The 15,758-nt window shown below is 52.7% G+C and carries 12 protein-coding genes and 1 riboswitch; of the genes, 8 read left to right on the top strand and 4 right to left on the bottom strand.

The annotated features are described in order from the left end of the window. Positions 1-134: 134 nt before the first annotated feature. The gene (gene ppc, locus OGY33_RS00125) at positions 135-2,786 is read right to left on the bottom strand and encodes a phosphoenolpyruvate carboxylase (RefSeq protein ID WP_003825139.1); all 2,652 of its coding nucleotides are present in this window, start codon (positions 2,784-2,786) and stop codon (positions 135-137) included. 269 nt (positions 2,787-3,055) lie between these two features. Beyond that, positions 3,056-4,207: an acetylornithine deacetylase gene (gene argE, locus OGY33_RS00120; protein WP_048215168.1), complete on the bottom strand. Its 1,152-nt coding sequence runs from the start codon at positions 4,205-4,207 to the stop codon at positions 3,056-3,058. 155 nt (positions 4,208-4,362) lie between these two features. Here argE and argC point away from each other — a divergent pair, with 155 nt between their 5' ends. The 4 genes from argC (at position 4,363) to oxyR (ending at position 8,881) form a co-directional block, all read left to right on the top strand. After that, complete coding sequence (argC, locus tag OGY33_RS00115) at positions 4,363-5,367, top strand: N-acetyl-gamma-glutamyl-phosphate reductase (protein WP_032945645.1); 1,005 nt, start codon at positions 4,363-4,365, stop codon at positions 5,365-5,367. A gap of 10 nt (positions 5,368-5,377) precedes the next feature. After that, positions 5,378-6,151, top strand: coding sequence for an acetylglutamate kinase (gene argB, locus OGY33_RS00110; RefSeq protein ID WP_100271668.1), 774 nt, complete (start codon positions 5,378-5,380; stop codon positions 6,149-6,151). A gap of 108 nt (positions 6,152-6,259) precedes the next feature. After that, on the top strand, positions 6,260-7,630 hold the full coding sequence (argH, locus tag OGY33_RS00105) for an argininosuccinate lyase (RefSeq protein WP_008787059.1): 1,371 nt from the start codon (positions 6,260-6,262) through the stop codon (positions 7,628-7,630). Positions 7,631-7,963: 333 nt separating this feature from the next. Beyond that, complete coding sequence (oxyR, locus tag OGY33_RS00100; protein ID WP_008787060.1) at positions 7,964-8,881, top strand: DNA-binding transcriptional regulator OxyR; 918 nt, start codon at positions 7,964-7,966, stop codon at positions 8,879-8,881. Here oxyR and sthA read toward each other — a convergent pair. Then, positions 8,864-10,264, bottom strand: coding sequence for a Si-specific NAD(P)(+) transhydrogenase (gene sthA / locus OGY33_RS00095; RefSeq protein ID WP_003028860.1), 1,401 nt, complete (start codon positions 10,262-10,264; stop codon positions 8,864-8,866). The genes oxyR and sthA overlap by 18 nt on opposite strands. 191 nt (positions 10,265-10,455) lie before the next feature. Here sthA and fabR point away from each other — a divergent pair, with 191 nt between their 5' ends. Together fabR and OGY33_RS00085 are read left to right on the top strand one after the other, a co-directional pair. Beyond that, positions 10,456-11,091, top strand: coding sequence for an HTH-type transcriptional repressor FabR (gene fabR / locus OGY33_RS00090; RefSeq protein ID WP_003028862.1), 636 nt, complete (start codon positions 10,456-10,458; stop codon positions 11,089-11,091). 15 nt (positions 11,092-11,106) lie between these two features. Further along, the gene (locus OGY33_RS00085; RefSeq protein WP_003825114.1) at positions 11,107-11,466 is read left to right on the top strand and encodes a YijD family membrane protein; all 360 of its coding nucleotides are present in this window, start codon (positions 11,107-11,109) and stop codon (positions 11,464-11,466) included. A 72-nt stretch (positions 11,467-11,538) separates the two neighbouring features. Here OGY33_RS00085 and trmA read toward each other — a convergent pair whose 3' ends face one another. Beyond that, positions 11,539-12,639, bottom strand: coding sequence for a tRNA (uridine(54)-C5)-methyltransferase TrmA (gene trmA, locus OGY33_RS00080; protein WP_048215167.1), 1,101 nt, complete (start codon positions 12,637-12,639; stop codon positions 11,539-11,541). A 115-nt stretch (positions 12,640-12,754) separates the two neighbouring features. Next, a riboswitch (cobalamin riboswitch) is annotated at positions 12,755-12,941 on the top strand. Positions 12,942-13,006: 65 nt separating this feature from the next. On the opposite strand from trmA, the gene btuB reads away from it, so the two are divergent. Together btuB and murI are read left to right on the top strand one after the other, a co-directional pair. After that, positions 13,007-14,863 (top strand): TonB-dependent vitamin B12 receptor BtuB, encoded by a 1,857-nt coding sequence (btuB, locus tag OGY33_RS00075; protein WP_191238951.1) that lies wholly within the window; start codon positions 13,007-13,009, stop codon positions 14,861-14,863. Further along, positions 14,808-15,659, top strand: a complete 852-nt coding sequence (murI, locus tag OGY33_RS00070) for a glutamate racemase (protein WP_003847829.1) — start codon at positions 14,808-14,810, stop codon at positions 15,657-15,659. The genes btuB and murI overlap by 56 nt, the downstream gene beginning before the upstream one ends. Positions 15,660-15,758: the final 99 nt, after the last annotated feature.

Here is a 15,758-nt window from a genome sequence, read left to right as displayed (position 1 = left end):
AGGATCGTGTTTTGTTGTTGATATATTCATGGAGTGAATATATTCAGGCGGGAATATATTGAAAAAGAAGCGGTTAGGACAGCAGTTTTTGCCGTCGCCTTCATACAATAGCACGAAGGCGACGAGAGGGGTCGTTAGCCAGTATTACGCATACCAGCGGCGACACCAGCGATTGTGACCATCAATGCTTGTTCCACGCGTGGGTCCGGTGCATTGCCTTGCTCTTCCGCCAGGCGTGAGCGGTGTAACAGCTCTGCCTGTAATACGTTCAGCGGGTCAGTATAAATATTTCTTAACTGAATGGACTCGGCAATCCACGGCAGGTCGGCCATCAAATGTGAGTCGTTGGCAATCGCCAGTACGACATCGATATCTGCTGCCAGGCGTTGGCGTAGCTCTGCACCCAACGGCCACAGATCTTTTTTGACCAGGCGCTGATCGTAATACTCTGCCAGCCACAGGTCTGCTTTCGCGAAAACCATTTCCAGCATGCCAAGGCGTGTGGAGAAGAATGGCCAGTCGCGGCACATGGCTTCAAGTTCGCTTTGCTTGCCGTCTTCAACCACTTTTTGCAGCGCGGTACCTGCACCCAGCCAGGCCGGGAGCATCAGGCGGTTCTGCGTCCAGGCGAAGATCCACGGAATGGCGCGCAGAGACTCTACCCCGCCGGTCGGACGGCGTTTTGCCGGACGTGAACCGAGCGGGAGTTTACCCAGTTCCTGCTCAGGTGTTGCCGAGCGGAAATAAGGGACGAAGTCTTTGTTTTCACGCACATATCCACGATAGAGCTCGCAGGAAATATCGGAAAGCTCATCCATGATATGACGCCAGCTATCTTTCGGTTCTGGCGGTGGTAACAGGTTGGCCTCCAGAATTGCTCCGGTGTACAGCGACAGGCTGCTGATGGTCACTTCCGGCAGGCCGTATTTAAAGCGGATCATCTCCCCTTGTTCTGTCACGCGCAGACCGCCTTTCAGGCTGCCCGGCGGTTGAGAGAGTAGCGCCGCATGTGCAGGCGCGCCGCCGCGACCAATGGAACCACCGCGACCGTGGAAAAGCGTCAGTTCGATACCGGCTTTTTCGCAGGTTTTGATTAGCGCGTCCTGAGCCTGGTATTGCGCCCAGGAGGCCGCCATCACGCCCGCGTCTTTTGCAGAATCAGAATAGCCAATCATGACCATCTGTTTGCCCTGAATAAAGCCGCGGTACCAGTCGATATTTAAAAGTTGAGACATGACGTCATCGGCATTGTTGAGGTCGTCCAGCGTTTCAAATAGCGGAGCGACCGGCATAGCAAAACCAATTCCGGCTTCTTTCAGCAGCAGATGCACGGCCAGCACATCCGACGGAGTTTTCGCCATCGAGATAACATAGGCGGCAATGGAGCCATATGGGGCTTCGGCAATGACCCGACAGGTGTCGAGCACTTCGCGGGTGTCGTTGCTCGGTTCCCAGTTACGCGGCAGGAGCGGACGCTTGGAATTTAGTTCGCGGATCAGGAAAGCCTGTTTATCCGCTTCCGACCAGTTTTCGTAGTCGCCAATACCCAGATAACGGGTCAGTTCGCCCAGGGCTTCAGTATGACGGGTGCTTTCCTGGCGAATATCAATACGCACCAGCGGCACACCGAAACACTTCACGCGCCTAAGGGTGTCGAGCAATTCGCCATTGGCGATAATGCCCATGCCACAGGCCTGCAGAGACTGGTAGCACGCGTATAGCGGGTCCCAGAGCTGTTCGTTTTGGGTGAGAAGTCCCGCAGGTTTCGGCAATTTCTCGCCTTTCAGACGGGCTTCAAGCCAGGCCTGGGTTGCCATCAGACGAGAACGCAGGGTTTTCATCAGATAGCGATAAGGTTCAGCTGCACCTTCTTCGCCTACCAGCGCCATCAGCTCTGGCGTGGCATCCACCATCGACAGCTCAGAAATCAGAAACTGGATGTCTTTCAGGAACAGGTCTGTCGCTTTCCAGCGGCTGAGTAATAGCACGTGACGGGTGATATCTGCCGTTACGTTCGGGTTACCATCACGGTCGCCGCCCATCCAGGAAGTAAATCGAACCGGGACAAAATCAACCGGCAGCTTATAACCCAGATGCTCTTCCAGTTGTTCATTCAGCTCACGCAGGTAGTTCGGTACACCTTCCCACAGGCTGTTTTCAACTACCGCGAAACCCCATTTAGCTTCATCAACCGGGCTTGGGCGCAGCTTGCGGATCTCATCCGTATGCCAGGACTGGGCAATGAGCTGACGCAGACGGCGCATCAGTTGGTTGCGTTCATAATCGACGAGGTCTTTGTTATCAAGCTGCTTGAGGCAGGCGTTCACTTCACCCATTTTATGGATCAGCGTACGACGAGTGATCTCGGTCGGGTGGGCGGTGAGTACCAGCTCCAGAGAGAGTGATTCTACGGCTTTCTTGATGGTGGCGTCATTGAGGTTGGGCTGCTCTTTCAGTTTACGCAGAGTGCGAGCAATCACTTCCGGGTTGCTGGCTGCTTCGCCTTTTGGCGAAATGCTGTGGTATTGCTCGGCGGTGTTGGCCAGGTTCAGGAACTGGCTAAATGCGCGGGCAACCGGCAGCAGCTCGTCGTTAGACAGATTTTGCAGTGTGGTGAGCAATTCCTGGCGATTAACTTCATTGCCAGCGCGAGATGATTTGGACAGCTTACGAATTGTTTCTACGCGATCAAGAATGTTCTCTCCTAGCGCATCCTTGATGGTCTCTCCCAGCACTTTGCCGAGCATACTGACATTACTACGCAACGCGGAATATTGTTCGTTCATATTAACCCAGACACCCCATCTATTTTGAATATGTCCTGTATCTTTCACGCCTGACTATCACGCGAAATCTTGCGGACTTAACTTTTTAGCCGTCTTTTATAAAGCCACGTAAAACACGTGACGTCAATTGCTGCGAAATCGGTTCAGCAAACGAATAAATGCCGTGAATTTACGTTATTTAATTCACATCCAATCAAATAAGCGTTGCTTATGGAAATGTTAAAAAATCACCCCGCTTACCACTAAAGGATTAGCGGGGTGACAAGCAGTTAATGCCAGCAGAAATGATGCACAACCTGGGTGATTAATTCGCGAGTTGGCTTAATAAAGCGTGTTTCCAGATATTCATCCGGCTGATGCGCCTGATTAATAGAACCAGGACCCAATACCAGCGTCGGGCAAAGCGTCTGGATAAATGGCGCTTCGGTGCAGTAGTTCACCACTTCAGTCTGTGCGCCCAGCAGTTTCTCAACCACCTCTACCAGTTGATGGTCAGGTGGACACTCATAGCCTGGAATCGGTGGATGCAGTTCCGATATGGTCAGGCGACCCGGCCAGCGTTCGCTGACAGGGGCCAGCGCTTCGTTAAGTAACCCATTGAGATCGTTTAGCGTCATACCCGGTAGCGGGCGAATATCCATATGCAGTTCGCAGCAGGCGCAGATTCGGTTGGCGGCGTCGCCGCCGTGGATGTGGCCCAAATTTAACGTTGGATACGGAACGGTAAAGGCATCATGGTGATAGCGCGCTTTCAGGTCATCGCGCAGATGCATGATATGGCCGATGGCATCATGCATCAGTTCAATCGCATTAACGCCACGCGCCGGATCGCTTGAATGACCCGATTGTCCCAGAATGCGAATCGCATTAGAGATATGACCTTTGTGTGCGCGAACCGGTTGCAGTGAAGTGGGTTCGCCAATAATCGCGCAGTCTGGGCGCAGAGCAGTGGTTTCAGAGAAGTAGCGAGCTCCCGCCATGCTGGTCTCTTCGTCAGCAGTGGCCAGAATGTAGAGGGGCTTTTTCAGCTTCGTGACGTCGACATCACGCAACGCGTCGAGGATAAAGGCGAAGAAGCCTTTCATGTCCGCCGTACCCAAACCATAGAGCTTATTGTCATGCTCGGTCAGGGTGAACGGATCGCGCGTCCAGCGTCCGTCGTCAAAGGGTACGGTATCGGTATGGCCCGCCAACAACAGACCACCAGAGCCCTGTCCAATGCTCGCCAGCATATTGAATTTATTCCGCGTATCGGGAACCGGCTGGACCTCCACATTGAAGCCTAAATCTTTAAACCAGCCCGCCAACAGAGTGATTAAACCTGCATTGCTTTGATCGAGCGCTTCTTCGGTAGCGCTAATCGATGGCGTGGCAATCAGAGCGCGGTAAATCTCGATAAATGGCGGTAAATTGTTTTTCATTGTTGACACACCTCGGGTCATGATAGTATCAATATTCATGCAGAATTTATGAATAAAAATACATTAACGTTGAGCGTAATAAAACCCACCAAGTGTAAGGTGAGGTGATAAAGGCTTATACCTGGCAACAGAATCTAAGAAGGTGAGCAGCCCCGATGTTGAATACGCTGATTGTGGGCGCCAGTGGCTATGCCGGCGCAGAGCTTGTGACCTATGTAAATCGCCATCCTGATATGACCATAACCGCTTTGACCGTCTCAGCGCAAAGCAATGATGCAGGAAAATTAATCTCCGATTTGCATCCGCAGTTGAAAGGCATTGTCGATTTACCGTTGCAGCCAATGTCAGATATCAGCGAGTTTAGCGCAGGGGTGGATGTTGTGTTCCTCGCAACGGCTCATGAGGTAAGTCATGACCTGGCTCCGCAGTTTTTGCAGGCCGGTTGCGTGGTGTTTGACCTCTCTGGTGCGTTTCGCGTAAATGACGGCGCGTTCTATGAAAAATATTATGGTTTTACCCATCAGCATCCCGACCTGCTGGAGCAGGCAGTTTACGGGCTGGCGGAATGGAAAGAAGACCAACTGAAAGAAGCGAATCTGATTGCTGTGCCGGGTTGTTACCCGACGGCGGCGCAGCTTTCGCTGAAACCACTGATTGACGCCGGGTTGTTGGATCTCAGCCAGTGGCCGGTAATTAATGCGACCAGCGGTGTGAGCGGCGCGGGCCGTAAAGCGGCTATCTCTAATAGTTTTTGCGAAGTAAGCCTGCAACCGTATGGCGTGTTTACCCATCGTCATCAGCCGGAAATCGCTACTCATCTGGGGGCTGAAGTGATTTTCACCCCGCATCTGGGCAACTTCCCGCGCGGAATTCTGGAAACTATCACTTGCCGCCTTAAAGCGGGCGTAACTCATGCTCAGGTGGCTCAGACGCTGCAACAGGCGTATGGCGATAAACCGCTGGTGCGTCTGTATGACAAAGGGGTTCCAGCGCTGAAGAATGTGGTTGGATTACCATTCTGCGATATCGGGTTTGCTGTGCAGGGTGAGCATCTGATCGTTGTGGCGACGGAAGACAACTTATTGAAAGGCGCGGCGGCACAGGCGATGCAGTGCGCAAATATTCGTTTTGGCTTTGCCCAAACGCAGTCTCTTATTTAAGGGTGCAACAATGAATCCATTAATTATCAAGCTGGGCGGCGTTTTACTGGATAGTGAAGAGGCGCTGGAGCGCTTGTTTACCGCACTGGTGAATTATCGTGAGTCGCACCAGCGTCCGCTGGTCATTGTGCACGGTGGCGGCTGCGTGGTCGACGAGCTGATGAAGCAGCTGAATCTGCCGGTGAAAAAGAAAAATGGTCTGCGCGTCACGCCTGCCGATCAAATTGACATTATTACCGGTGCCCTGGCGGGAACGGCGAATAAAACCTTGCTGGCCTGGGCGAAAAAGCATCACATCGCGTCTGTGGGTCTGTATCTTGGCGATGGCGACAGCGTAAAAGTGACGCCGCTCGATAAAGAACTGGGTCATGTTGGACTGGCGCAGCCGGGTTCGCCTAAGCTGATTAACACGCTGCTGGAAAGCGGTTTTCTGCCGGTAGTGAGCTCTATTGGTGTCACTGATGATGGTCTGCTGATGAACGTGAATGCCGATCAGGCTGCAACGGCGCTGGCGGGAACGCTGGGTGCGGATCTGATCCTGCTCTCTGATGTGAGCGGTATTCTGGATGGCAAAGGCCAGCGCATTGCCGAAATGACCGCAGCGAAAGCGGAACAGCTGATTGAACAGGGCATTATTACCGATGGCATGATCGTGAAGGTGAATGCGGCACTGGATGCCGCGCGTACGCTGGGCCGTCCGGTGGATATCGCCTCCTGGCGTCATGCAGAGCAACTTCCGGCGCTGTTTAACGGCACGCCAATTGGTACGCGTATTCTGGCTTAACTATTAATGTGCCGGATGGTGGCTTCGCCTTATCCGGCCTACGTGGGTTTTGTAGGCCCGGTAAGCGCAGCGCCACCGGGCAAAAATATCATATTAAGGAAATTCGTTATGGCACTTTGGGGTGGGCGTTTTACACAGGCAGCAGATCAGCGGTTCAAACAGTTCAACGACTCGTTGCGTTTTGACTACCGCCTGGCAGAACAGGATATTGTTGGCTCTGTGGCCTGGTCCAAAGCGTTGGTAACGGTCGGTGTACTGACTGCCGATGAACAGCTGCAGTTGGAAGAGGCGCTGAATAACCTGCTGGAAGAGGTTCGCGCGAATCCTCAGCAGATTTTGCAAAGCGATGCCGAAGATATTCACAGTTGGGTGGAAGGTAAGCTGATTGATAAAGTCGGCCAGCTTGGTAAAAAACTGCATACCGGGCGTAGCCGTAATGACCAGGTCGCGACCGATCTCAAGCTGTGGTGCAAAGACACGGTTATCGAATTACTGTCGGCCAATCGTCAGTTGCAAACTGCGCTGGTGGTGACGGCGGAGAATAACCAGGACGCCGTCATGCCGGGTTACACCCACCTGCAACGTGCGCAGCCGGTGACGTTTGCTCACTGGTGTCTGGCCTATGTTGAAATGTTGGCGCGTGACGAGAGCCGTTTGCAGGATGCGCTCAAACGCCTGGACGTCAGTCCGTTAGGCTGCGGCGCGCTGGCGGGTACGGCGTATGAAATCGATCGCGAGCAGTTGGCGGGTTGGTTGGGCTTTGCCTCGGCAACGCGCAACAGCCTGGACAGCGTTTCTGACCGTGACCACGTGCTGGAGTTACTCTCCGATGCCTCTATCGGCATGGTACACCTGTCGCGTTTTGCTGAAGATCTGATTTTCTTTAACACCGGCGAAGCGGGCTTTGTTGAACTCTCCGACCGTGTGACTTCCGGTTCATCTCTGATGCCGCAGAAGAAAAACCCGGATGCGCTGGAGCTGATCCGTGGCAAATGCGGTCGCGTGCAGGGTGCGCTGACCGGCATGATGATGACGTTAAAAGGCCTTCCACTGGCATACAACAAAGATATGCAGGAAGACAAAGAAGGGCTGTTCGACGCGCTCGACACCTGGCTGGACTGCCTGCATATGGCCGCGCTGGTGCTGGATGGCATTCAGGTGAAACGTCCGCGTTGTCAGGAAGCGGCGCAGCAGGGTTATGCTAACGCCACTGAGCTGGCGGATTATCTGGTGGCGAAAGGCGTCCCGTTCCGCGAAGCGCACCATATTGTGGGGGAAACGGTGGTCGAGGCGATTCGTCAGGGCAAACCGCTGGAAGCGCTGTCGCTTGTCGACTTACAAAAGTTTAGCCAGGTGATTGGTGATGACGTTTACCCGATCCTCTCGTTGCAATCGTGTCTGGATAAACGTGCAGCGAAAGGTGGCGTGTCGCCGCAGCAGGTTGCGCAGGCGATCGACTACGCGAAGGCACGTCTGTAGGTCCGATAAGGCAAAGCCGCCATCCGGCACTGTGCGCCGTTCTGCCTGATGGCGCTACGCTTATCAGGCCTACCAAACCATAACCCGGCCGAGCTTTGCGACGCCGGGCTTTTTTATGCAAAAAAAATGCGGACGCAAGGTCCGCAAAAGTTCACGTTGGCTTTAGTTATTTCGAGTATGAGAGAAACTCTCAAAACGGACAGTAGCTTCAAGGGTTAAAGGGGTACCGTTCCGTTTCTGTGGTGCATTATTAAACAGAAAGCTTGATAGGGATAATCGTTCGTTGCTATGCTACCTATCGCTACGAACTATCGTGGCGATGGAGGATGAATAATGAATATTCGTGATCTTGAATACCTGGTGGCGCTAGCCGAACATCGTCACTTCCGACGAGCGGCAGACTCCTGTCACGTTAGCCAACCCACGCTGAGCGGGCAGATCCGCAAGCTGGAAGATGAGCTTGGCGTCATGTTGCTGGAGCGTACGAGTCGCAAGGTGCTGTTCACCCAGGCCGGTTTGCTGCTGGTGGATCAGGCGCGCACCGTGCTGCGCGAGGTCAAAGTGCTCAAGGAGATGGCAAGCCAACAAGGCGAGACAATGTCTGGCCCGCTGCATATTGGTTTGATCCCAACGGTGGGGCCATACCTGCTGCCGCATATTATTCCGATGTTGCACCAGACCTTCCCAAAACTGGAGATGTATCTCCATGAAGCGCAGACACATCAGCTGTTGGCGCAACTGGATAGCGGCAAGCTCGACTGCGTCATTCTGGCGCTGGTCAAAGAGAGTGAGGCGTTCATCGAAGTACCGTTATTTGATGAGCCTATGATGCTGGCGATCTATGAAGATCACCCATGGGCAAACCGTGACTGTGTACCGATGTCCGATCTGGCGGGTGAAAAACTGCTGATGCTGGAAGATGGCCACTGTCTGCGCGATCAGGCGATGGGTTTCTGCTTTGAAGCGGGTGCTGATGAAGATACCCATTTTCGGGCAACCAGTCTGGAAACGCTGCGTAACATGGTGGCGGCAGGCAGTGGTATTACCTTACTGCCTGCGCTGGCCGTTCCGCCGGAGCGTAAGCGTGATGGTGTCGTTTATCTGCCATGCATTAAACCCGAACCGCGTCGTACGATTGGTCTGGTGTACCGTCCTGGTTCGCCGCTGCGCAGCCGTTATGAACAGCTGGCAGAGGCCATCCGTGGATCAATGGATGGCCATTTCGACAGTGCGTTAAAACAGGCGGTTTAAGCCATTTAGCGCCGCTACCCGATAGGCTTCTGCCATGGTTGGGTAGTTAAAGGTGGTGTTAACGAAGTACTCGATAGTGTTACCACCACCTTTTTGCTCCATTATCGCTTGTCCGATGTGAATAATTTCGGCCGCGCGCTCCCCAAAGCAGTGGATCCCCAAAATCTCCTTGGTTTCGCGATGGAACAGGATCTTCAGCGTTCCGACACTCATACCCACGATTTGTGCACGTGCCAGATGTTTAAACTGGGCGCGGCCAACTTCGTAGGGAACTTTCATTGCCGTGAGCTGCTGTTCTGTTTTACCAACGGAGCTGATTTCCGGAATGGTATAAATCCCGGTTGGGATATCTTCGATCAGATGCGCGGTGGCCTCGCCTTTTACCAGTGCCTGGGCGGCAATGCGTCCCTGGTCGTAGGCCGCCGATGCCAGGCTCGGATAACCAATCACATCCCCTACGGCGTACACATGCGGCAGCGCCGTCTGGTACATACTATTCACTTTGAGCTGCCCGCGGCTGTCGGTTTTCAGACCAATGTTTTCCAGCGCCAGCGAATCGGTATTACCGGTACGGCCATTGGCGTACAGCAGGCAGTCGGCCTTCAGTTTCTTACCGGACTTCAGGTGCATGATGACCCCGTCATCGCAACCTTCAATCTTCTCATACTCTTCGTTGTGGCGAATGACCACACCGCTGTTCCAGAAGTGGTAAGAGAGCGAGTCGGACATCTCCTGATCGAGGAATGCCAGCAGACGATCGCGGGTGTTGATTAAATCAACTTTGACGTCCATTCCACGGAAGATCGACGCATATTCACAGCCAATGACCCCTGCGCCATAAATCAGCACATGACGGGGTTCGTGGTGCAGGCTCAGGATAGAGTCACTGTCGTAAACCCGGGGATGCGAAAAGTCGACATCAACAGGGCGATAAGGACGCGAACCGCAGGCAATAACAAACTTATCCGCAGTCAGCGTTTCCACCGTACCGTCGTGACATTCCAGGGCGATCGTGTGTTCATCAACAAAACGGGCATTTCCCTGCAAAATTTCGCAGTGGTTGCGCTCGTAAAATCCTTGCCGCATACGCGTTTGCTGATTAATAACGTTATCAGCGTGGTTGAGAATATCGGCGAAAGAAGAACGAAGGAGTCGGGAGTGGTCGCTGTACAGTGGGTTCTGATTGAATTCAATAATGCGGCTGACGGCGTGGCGGAGAGCTTTCGACGGGATGGTGCCCCAGTGGGTACAACCTCCGCCGACATTATGATAGCGCTCAATCACCGCGACGCGCGCTCCTTGCTTAACCAGACCCATTGCCGCGCCTTCGCCGCCGGGACCGGAACCTATTACTATTGCATCGTAATCGTAAGAATGTGACATGGTCAGGCTTACCTGTTCTTATACATAAAAGCAACAGAATAGTAACATCGTTGTTGAGATAACCCAATTATCGTTGTGCTTTTTTGCGAAGTCGAAGCACAAACTGCGCGTAAACAATCATTCACAAAGCCATGCCAACCGCCTAATCTCTGGTATAGTGCCAGCAAGGTATGTGGAAGGATTCAGACATCGTGATGGGCGTTAGAGCGCAACAAAAAGAGAAAACCCGGCGTTCGCTGGTAGAAGCCGCATTTAGTCAACTCAGCGCTGAGCGTAGTTTTGCCAGCCTCAGTTTACGCGAAGTCGCTCGTGAAGCGGGCATTGCGCCAACCTCGTTTTATCGCCATTTCCGCGATGTGGATGAACTCGGCCTGACGATGGTGGACGAGAGCGGTCTGATGCTGCGTCAGTTGATGCGCCAGGCGCGCCAGCGTATCGCGAAGGGCGGGAGTGTGATCCGCACCTCGGTCTCAACATTTATGGAGTTCATCGGCAACAATCCCAACGCCTTCCGTTTATTATTGCGCGAGCGTTCGGGGACATCCGCAGCGTTTCGTGCAGCGGTCGCTCGTGAAATTCAGCACTTCATTGCGGAACTTGCGGACTATCTGGAACTCGAAAACCATATGCCTCGTGCGTTTACTGAAGCACAAGCCGAAGCCATGGTAACCATTGTGTTCAGCGCCGGGGCAGAAGCACTGGATGTTGGCGCTGAGCAGCGCCGACAGCTGGAAGAGCGGCTGGTATTGCAACTACGCATGATCGCGAAAGGCGCATTTTATTGGTACCGCCGTGAACAAGAGAAGATGACGCACCACTCCGAGTAACGAGAAGGACAAGCAATGAAACAGTCAGGTCAAGATAAAGGTACGCTGCTGCTGGCGCTGGTTGCTGGCTTATCGATCAATGGTACATTTGCGGCGCTGTTTAGCTCCATTGTGCCATTCTCAGTATTCCCGATCATTTCGCTGGTGCTGACGGTTTATTGTCTGCATCAACGCTATCAGAACCGCACCATGCCTGTGGGATTGCCGGGCCTGGCTGCCGCCTGCTTTATCCTCGGCGTTCTGTTGTACAGCACCGTAGTACGCGCTGAATATCCGGATATCGGCTCTAACTTCTTCCCGGCGGTACTGTCGGTGATTCTGGTGTTCTGGATCGGCTTTAAAGTGCGTAACCGTAAGCAGGAAATAGCAGAGTAACAGTTGTAACTGTAGGCCGGATAAGGCAAAGCCGCCATCCGGCAATCTGAAGCGGCCGGCCTACGTTCAGTTTTACTTCTTGGTTAACAGTACGCCGCACTCCATATGGTGCGTATACGGGAACTGATCGAATAGCGCCAGACGTGAAACATTGTGCGTCTGGCTTAACGTTTCCAGGTTTTTACACAGCGTCTCCGGATTGCAGGAGATGTACAGAATGCGCGGATACGCCTGCACCATTTTCTCCGTTTCGCTGTCCAGACCGCTGCGCGGTGGGTCAACGAAGATAGTTTCACACTGGTAACTCTTCAGATCGATTCCCTGCAAACGGTTGAACTCGCGAACGCCGTTCATCGCCTGAGTAAACTCTTCGGCCGCCATGCGGATTATTTGTACGTTTTCAATCTGGTTAGCCGCAATGTTGTACTGTGCAGCAGCAACGGACGGCTTGGCGATTTCCGTTGCCAGTACGCGGTTGAAGTTTTGTGCCAGGGCTAACGAGAAATTGCCATTGCCGCAATACAGCTCCAGCAGATCGCCTTTTGAGCCCCTGGTGACATCAATCGCCCACTCCAACATCTGAATATTCATGGCGGCGTTCGGCTGGGTGAAGCTGTTCTCAACCTGGCGATAGATAATCTCTTTACCCGCAACCGGCAAGCGTTCGTCAATGTAGTCCTGATCCAGCTCGATTTTGGTTTTGGTTGCCCGGCCAATCAGATGCACATTCAGGTTTTTCGCTCGCAGCGCATCCCGCAGCGCTTCAGCTTCCTGACGCCATTCGTCATCCAGCTTTTTATGGTACAGCATCGAGACCACCGCTTGATCGCTCAGGGTAGTTAGGTAATCAATCTGAAACAGTTTGTGACGCAGGACGTGGTTGTTGCGAACGCCTTCGATCATTGCCGTCATCAGCGTGTTGATAAGCTCACTGGCTGCCGGGAAGCTGTCGACACGGATACGGTTTTTAGTCTGACTGTCGAACATGATGTGGTACAGATCATCACCGTCATGCCACAAACGGAATTCCGCGCGCATACGGTAGTGGCTGACCGGTGAGCGAAACACTTCCGGAGCCTGTGCATAAAATGGCGTCATTAAGCTCTGCAGACGCACCACTTTTTCAGCTAACTGTGCGTCGTACTGTTCTGTCGGAAGGTGTTCGGGGGTCATGATGCGTCCTGAAAAATAAAAGTACGCGGGGATTGTAGGGATTGCTCATCAGATGTCCAGTCATTGATGATTTCCGATATTGTGATACGCAGTCTGGACAGTGGGTTGTAACAAACTGTAGCATCCGTTTTCCGGTCCTGTGAGTTAAAAGGGAATCCAGTGTGAATCTGGAGCTGACGCGCAGCGGTAAGGAAGGTAGGGGATGAGCGCACCTGGTGCAGACACTGCGGCATGCCGTGGGAAGTCATCGTCTCTTTAAGTTGCCTCCAAGCCCGAAGACCTGCCGGCTAACGTCGCATCTGGCTTTCATCATCGCGTACTATCGGTGGGACCTGCGGCATCCTTCTTATATTGTGGATGCTTTACAATGATTAAAAAATCGTTGCTGTGCACGGCACTTTCCGTCACGGCATTTTCTGGTTGGGCACAGGATACTAGCCCAGATACTCTCGTTGTTACTGCCAACCGTTTTCAGCAGCCTGTTAATACTGTCCTTGCTCCCACTGATGTGGTGACGCGTGAAGATATTCAGCGCTGGCAGTCAAAAGATCTCAATGATGTCATGCGCCGATTGCCGGGCGTAGATATTTCGCAAAGCGGCGGTATGGGGAAAAGCTCCTCGCTGTATGTTCGCGGTACTGAGTCCCGGCATGTCCTGGTATTGATTGATGGCGTGCCGATGGCGCGTGCGGGCATCGGTAATGCGATTGATATTGGTCAGATTCCGGTATCGTTGGTGCAACGTGTTGAATATATTCGCGGGCCGCGTTCAGCTGTGTACGGATCTGGTGCGATCGGTGGTGTGATGAACATCATTACGATGAGTAATGAAGAGAAATCACAGATCAACGCAGGTATGGGGACTGATGGTTATCAGACCTACGACGGCACGATAAATAAACGATTTGGTGACACGATGGTGACGGCGGCTGGCGCTTACCAGACGACCAAAGGTTTTAACATTCAACCTGATTCCCCTTACAGCGGTGACAGCGATCGCGATGGTTATCGCAACAAACTGTTCTGGGGCGGCTTGCAGCACAAGTTTAACGATAACTTCTCCGGTTTCTTCCGTGGTTACGGCTACACGGCGAATAGCGATTACGATCAGGGCTCTTATGGCTATGCTGGCGGTAATGACGAAGCTCAGAGTTACACTCAGTCCTGGGATTCCGGCCTTCGTTACAGCTCAGGTATCTATTCCGCCCAACTGATTGCTAACTACCAGCATCTCAAAGATTACAACTATAGCAATCAACTCGGTCGTTATGCGGGGGATGCTACGCTGGATAATATGGAACAGCGCTATATTCAGTGGGGAAATAACGTTGAGGTTGGGCATGGAGCGATTAGCGGTGGTGTCGACTGGAAACAAGAAAAGCTGACTTCCAGTAGTACCACGAAATCGGACGCTTATAAACGTGATACGACCGGACTTTATCTAACTGGGCAACAACAAATTGATAGCGTCACGCTGGAAGCCTCAGGCCGTGAAGATCATGATGAACAATTCGGCTGGCATGGCACCTGGCAGACTGCTGCAGGCTGGGAGTTTGTTGATGGCTACCGTGCAACGCTCTCTTATGGCACAGGTTTCCTGGCTCCTTCACTTGGTCAGCAATACGGGGCTACGCGTTTTGCCTCTTCCTATGGGCCGGGTATTGCAGCCAACCCGAATTTGAAACCGGAAGAATCTAAACAGTGGGAAGCAGGGATTGATGGATTGACAGGGCCGCTTGATTGGCGTCTTTCTGCATATCATTATGAAATTCAAAACCTGATCGATTACAAGAATAACCAGTATATCAACGTTAAGTCAGCCACGATTAAAGGGCTGGAATGGACTGGGAATGTTACGACTGGCCCAGTAGATCATCACCTGACGCTACAGTATGTTGACCCGCGGGATGATGATACGAATAAGGTACTCTATCGCCGAGCAAAACAGCAGGTTAAGTATGAGTTAACTGGGCAGGTTCAGGACTTGGGGTGGAACGTTGCTTATCAATATATAGGTGAACGTTACGATAATGATTATGACAATAATCGTGATGTTAAATTGGGCGGCGTCAGCTTGTGGGATATCGGAGTGTCATATCCAATCACCTCACAGCTGACAGTTCGTGGTAAAATCGCCAACCTGTTCGATAAAGATTACGAGACAGTTTATGGCTACGCAACTGCAGGACGGGAATACACCTTGTCTGGCAGCTACACCTTCTGATCCCCGTCCCACCGTGCTGGTGTTTGATTCCGGCGTCGGTGGGTTGTCGGTCTATGACGAGATCCGGCGTCTTCTGCCGGATCTCCACTATATCTACGCTTTCGACAACGTCGCCTTTCCTTATGGAGAGAAGAGCGAGGAGTTTATCGTCGAGCGTGTTGTTGAGATAGTGACTGCGGTCCAGCAGCGCTATCCCCTCTCTCTTGCGGTCATCGCGTGTAATACAGCAAGCACGGTGTCGCTCCCTGCGTTACGTGAGAAATTTGCTTTCCCGGTTGTGGGCGTGGTGCCTGCGATTAAACCGGCAGCGCGACTCACGGCGAACGGTGTTGTGGGGCTACTGGCTACACGTGCAACGGTGAAGCGCTCGTATACCCATGAGCTGATTGCGCGATTCGCTAACGAATGCCAAATTGCAATGTTGGGTTCTGCTGAGCTGGTGGAACTGGCGGAAGCGAAGCTGCACGGTGAAACAGTTTCTCTGGAAGAACTGCGGCGTATTCTGCGTCCATGGCTGCGGATGTCTGAACCACCTGACACAGTAGTGCTCGGTTGCACTCATTTCCCTCTATTACAGGAAGAGCTTTTACAGGTCCTGCCCGAGGGGACGAGACTGGTGGATTCTGGTGCCGCGATAGCGCGCCGCACGGCCTGGTTGTTAGAGCATGAAGCGCCAGATGCGAAATCAACCGATGAGAACGTCGCATTTTGTATGGCAATGACGACAGAAGCTGAACAATTATTGCCTGTGCTACAGCGCTATGGCTTTAAAACGCTCGAAAAACTGTCAGTTTAAGTGGTTTTGATGAAAAAATACGCACTCGGAAGATTATTTTAAATTTCCCCTTGTCAGCCTGAAATAACTCCCTATAATGCGCCTCCACTGACACGGAAC

It is taken from the genome of Citrobacter sp. Cpo032, from assembly GCF_030332975.1.
In the GTDB taxonomy this organism is placed as follows: Bacteria; Pseudomonadota; Gammaproteobacteria; order Enterobacterales; family Enterobacteriaceae; genus Citrobacter; species Citrobacter portucalensis.
Note: the sequence above shows the minus strand (reverse complement) of the source record. Positions and strands in the feature narration are given on the sequence as shown.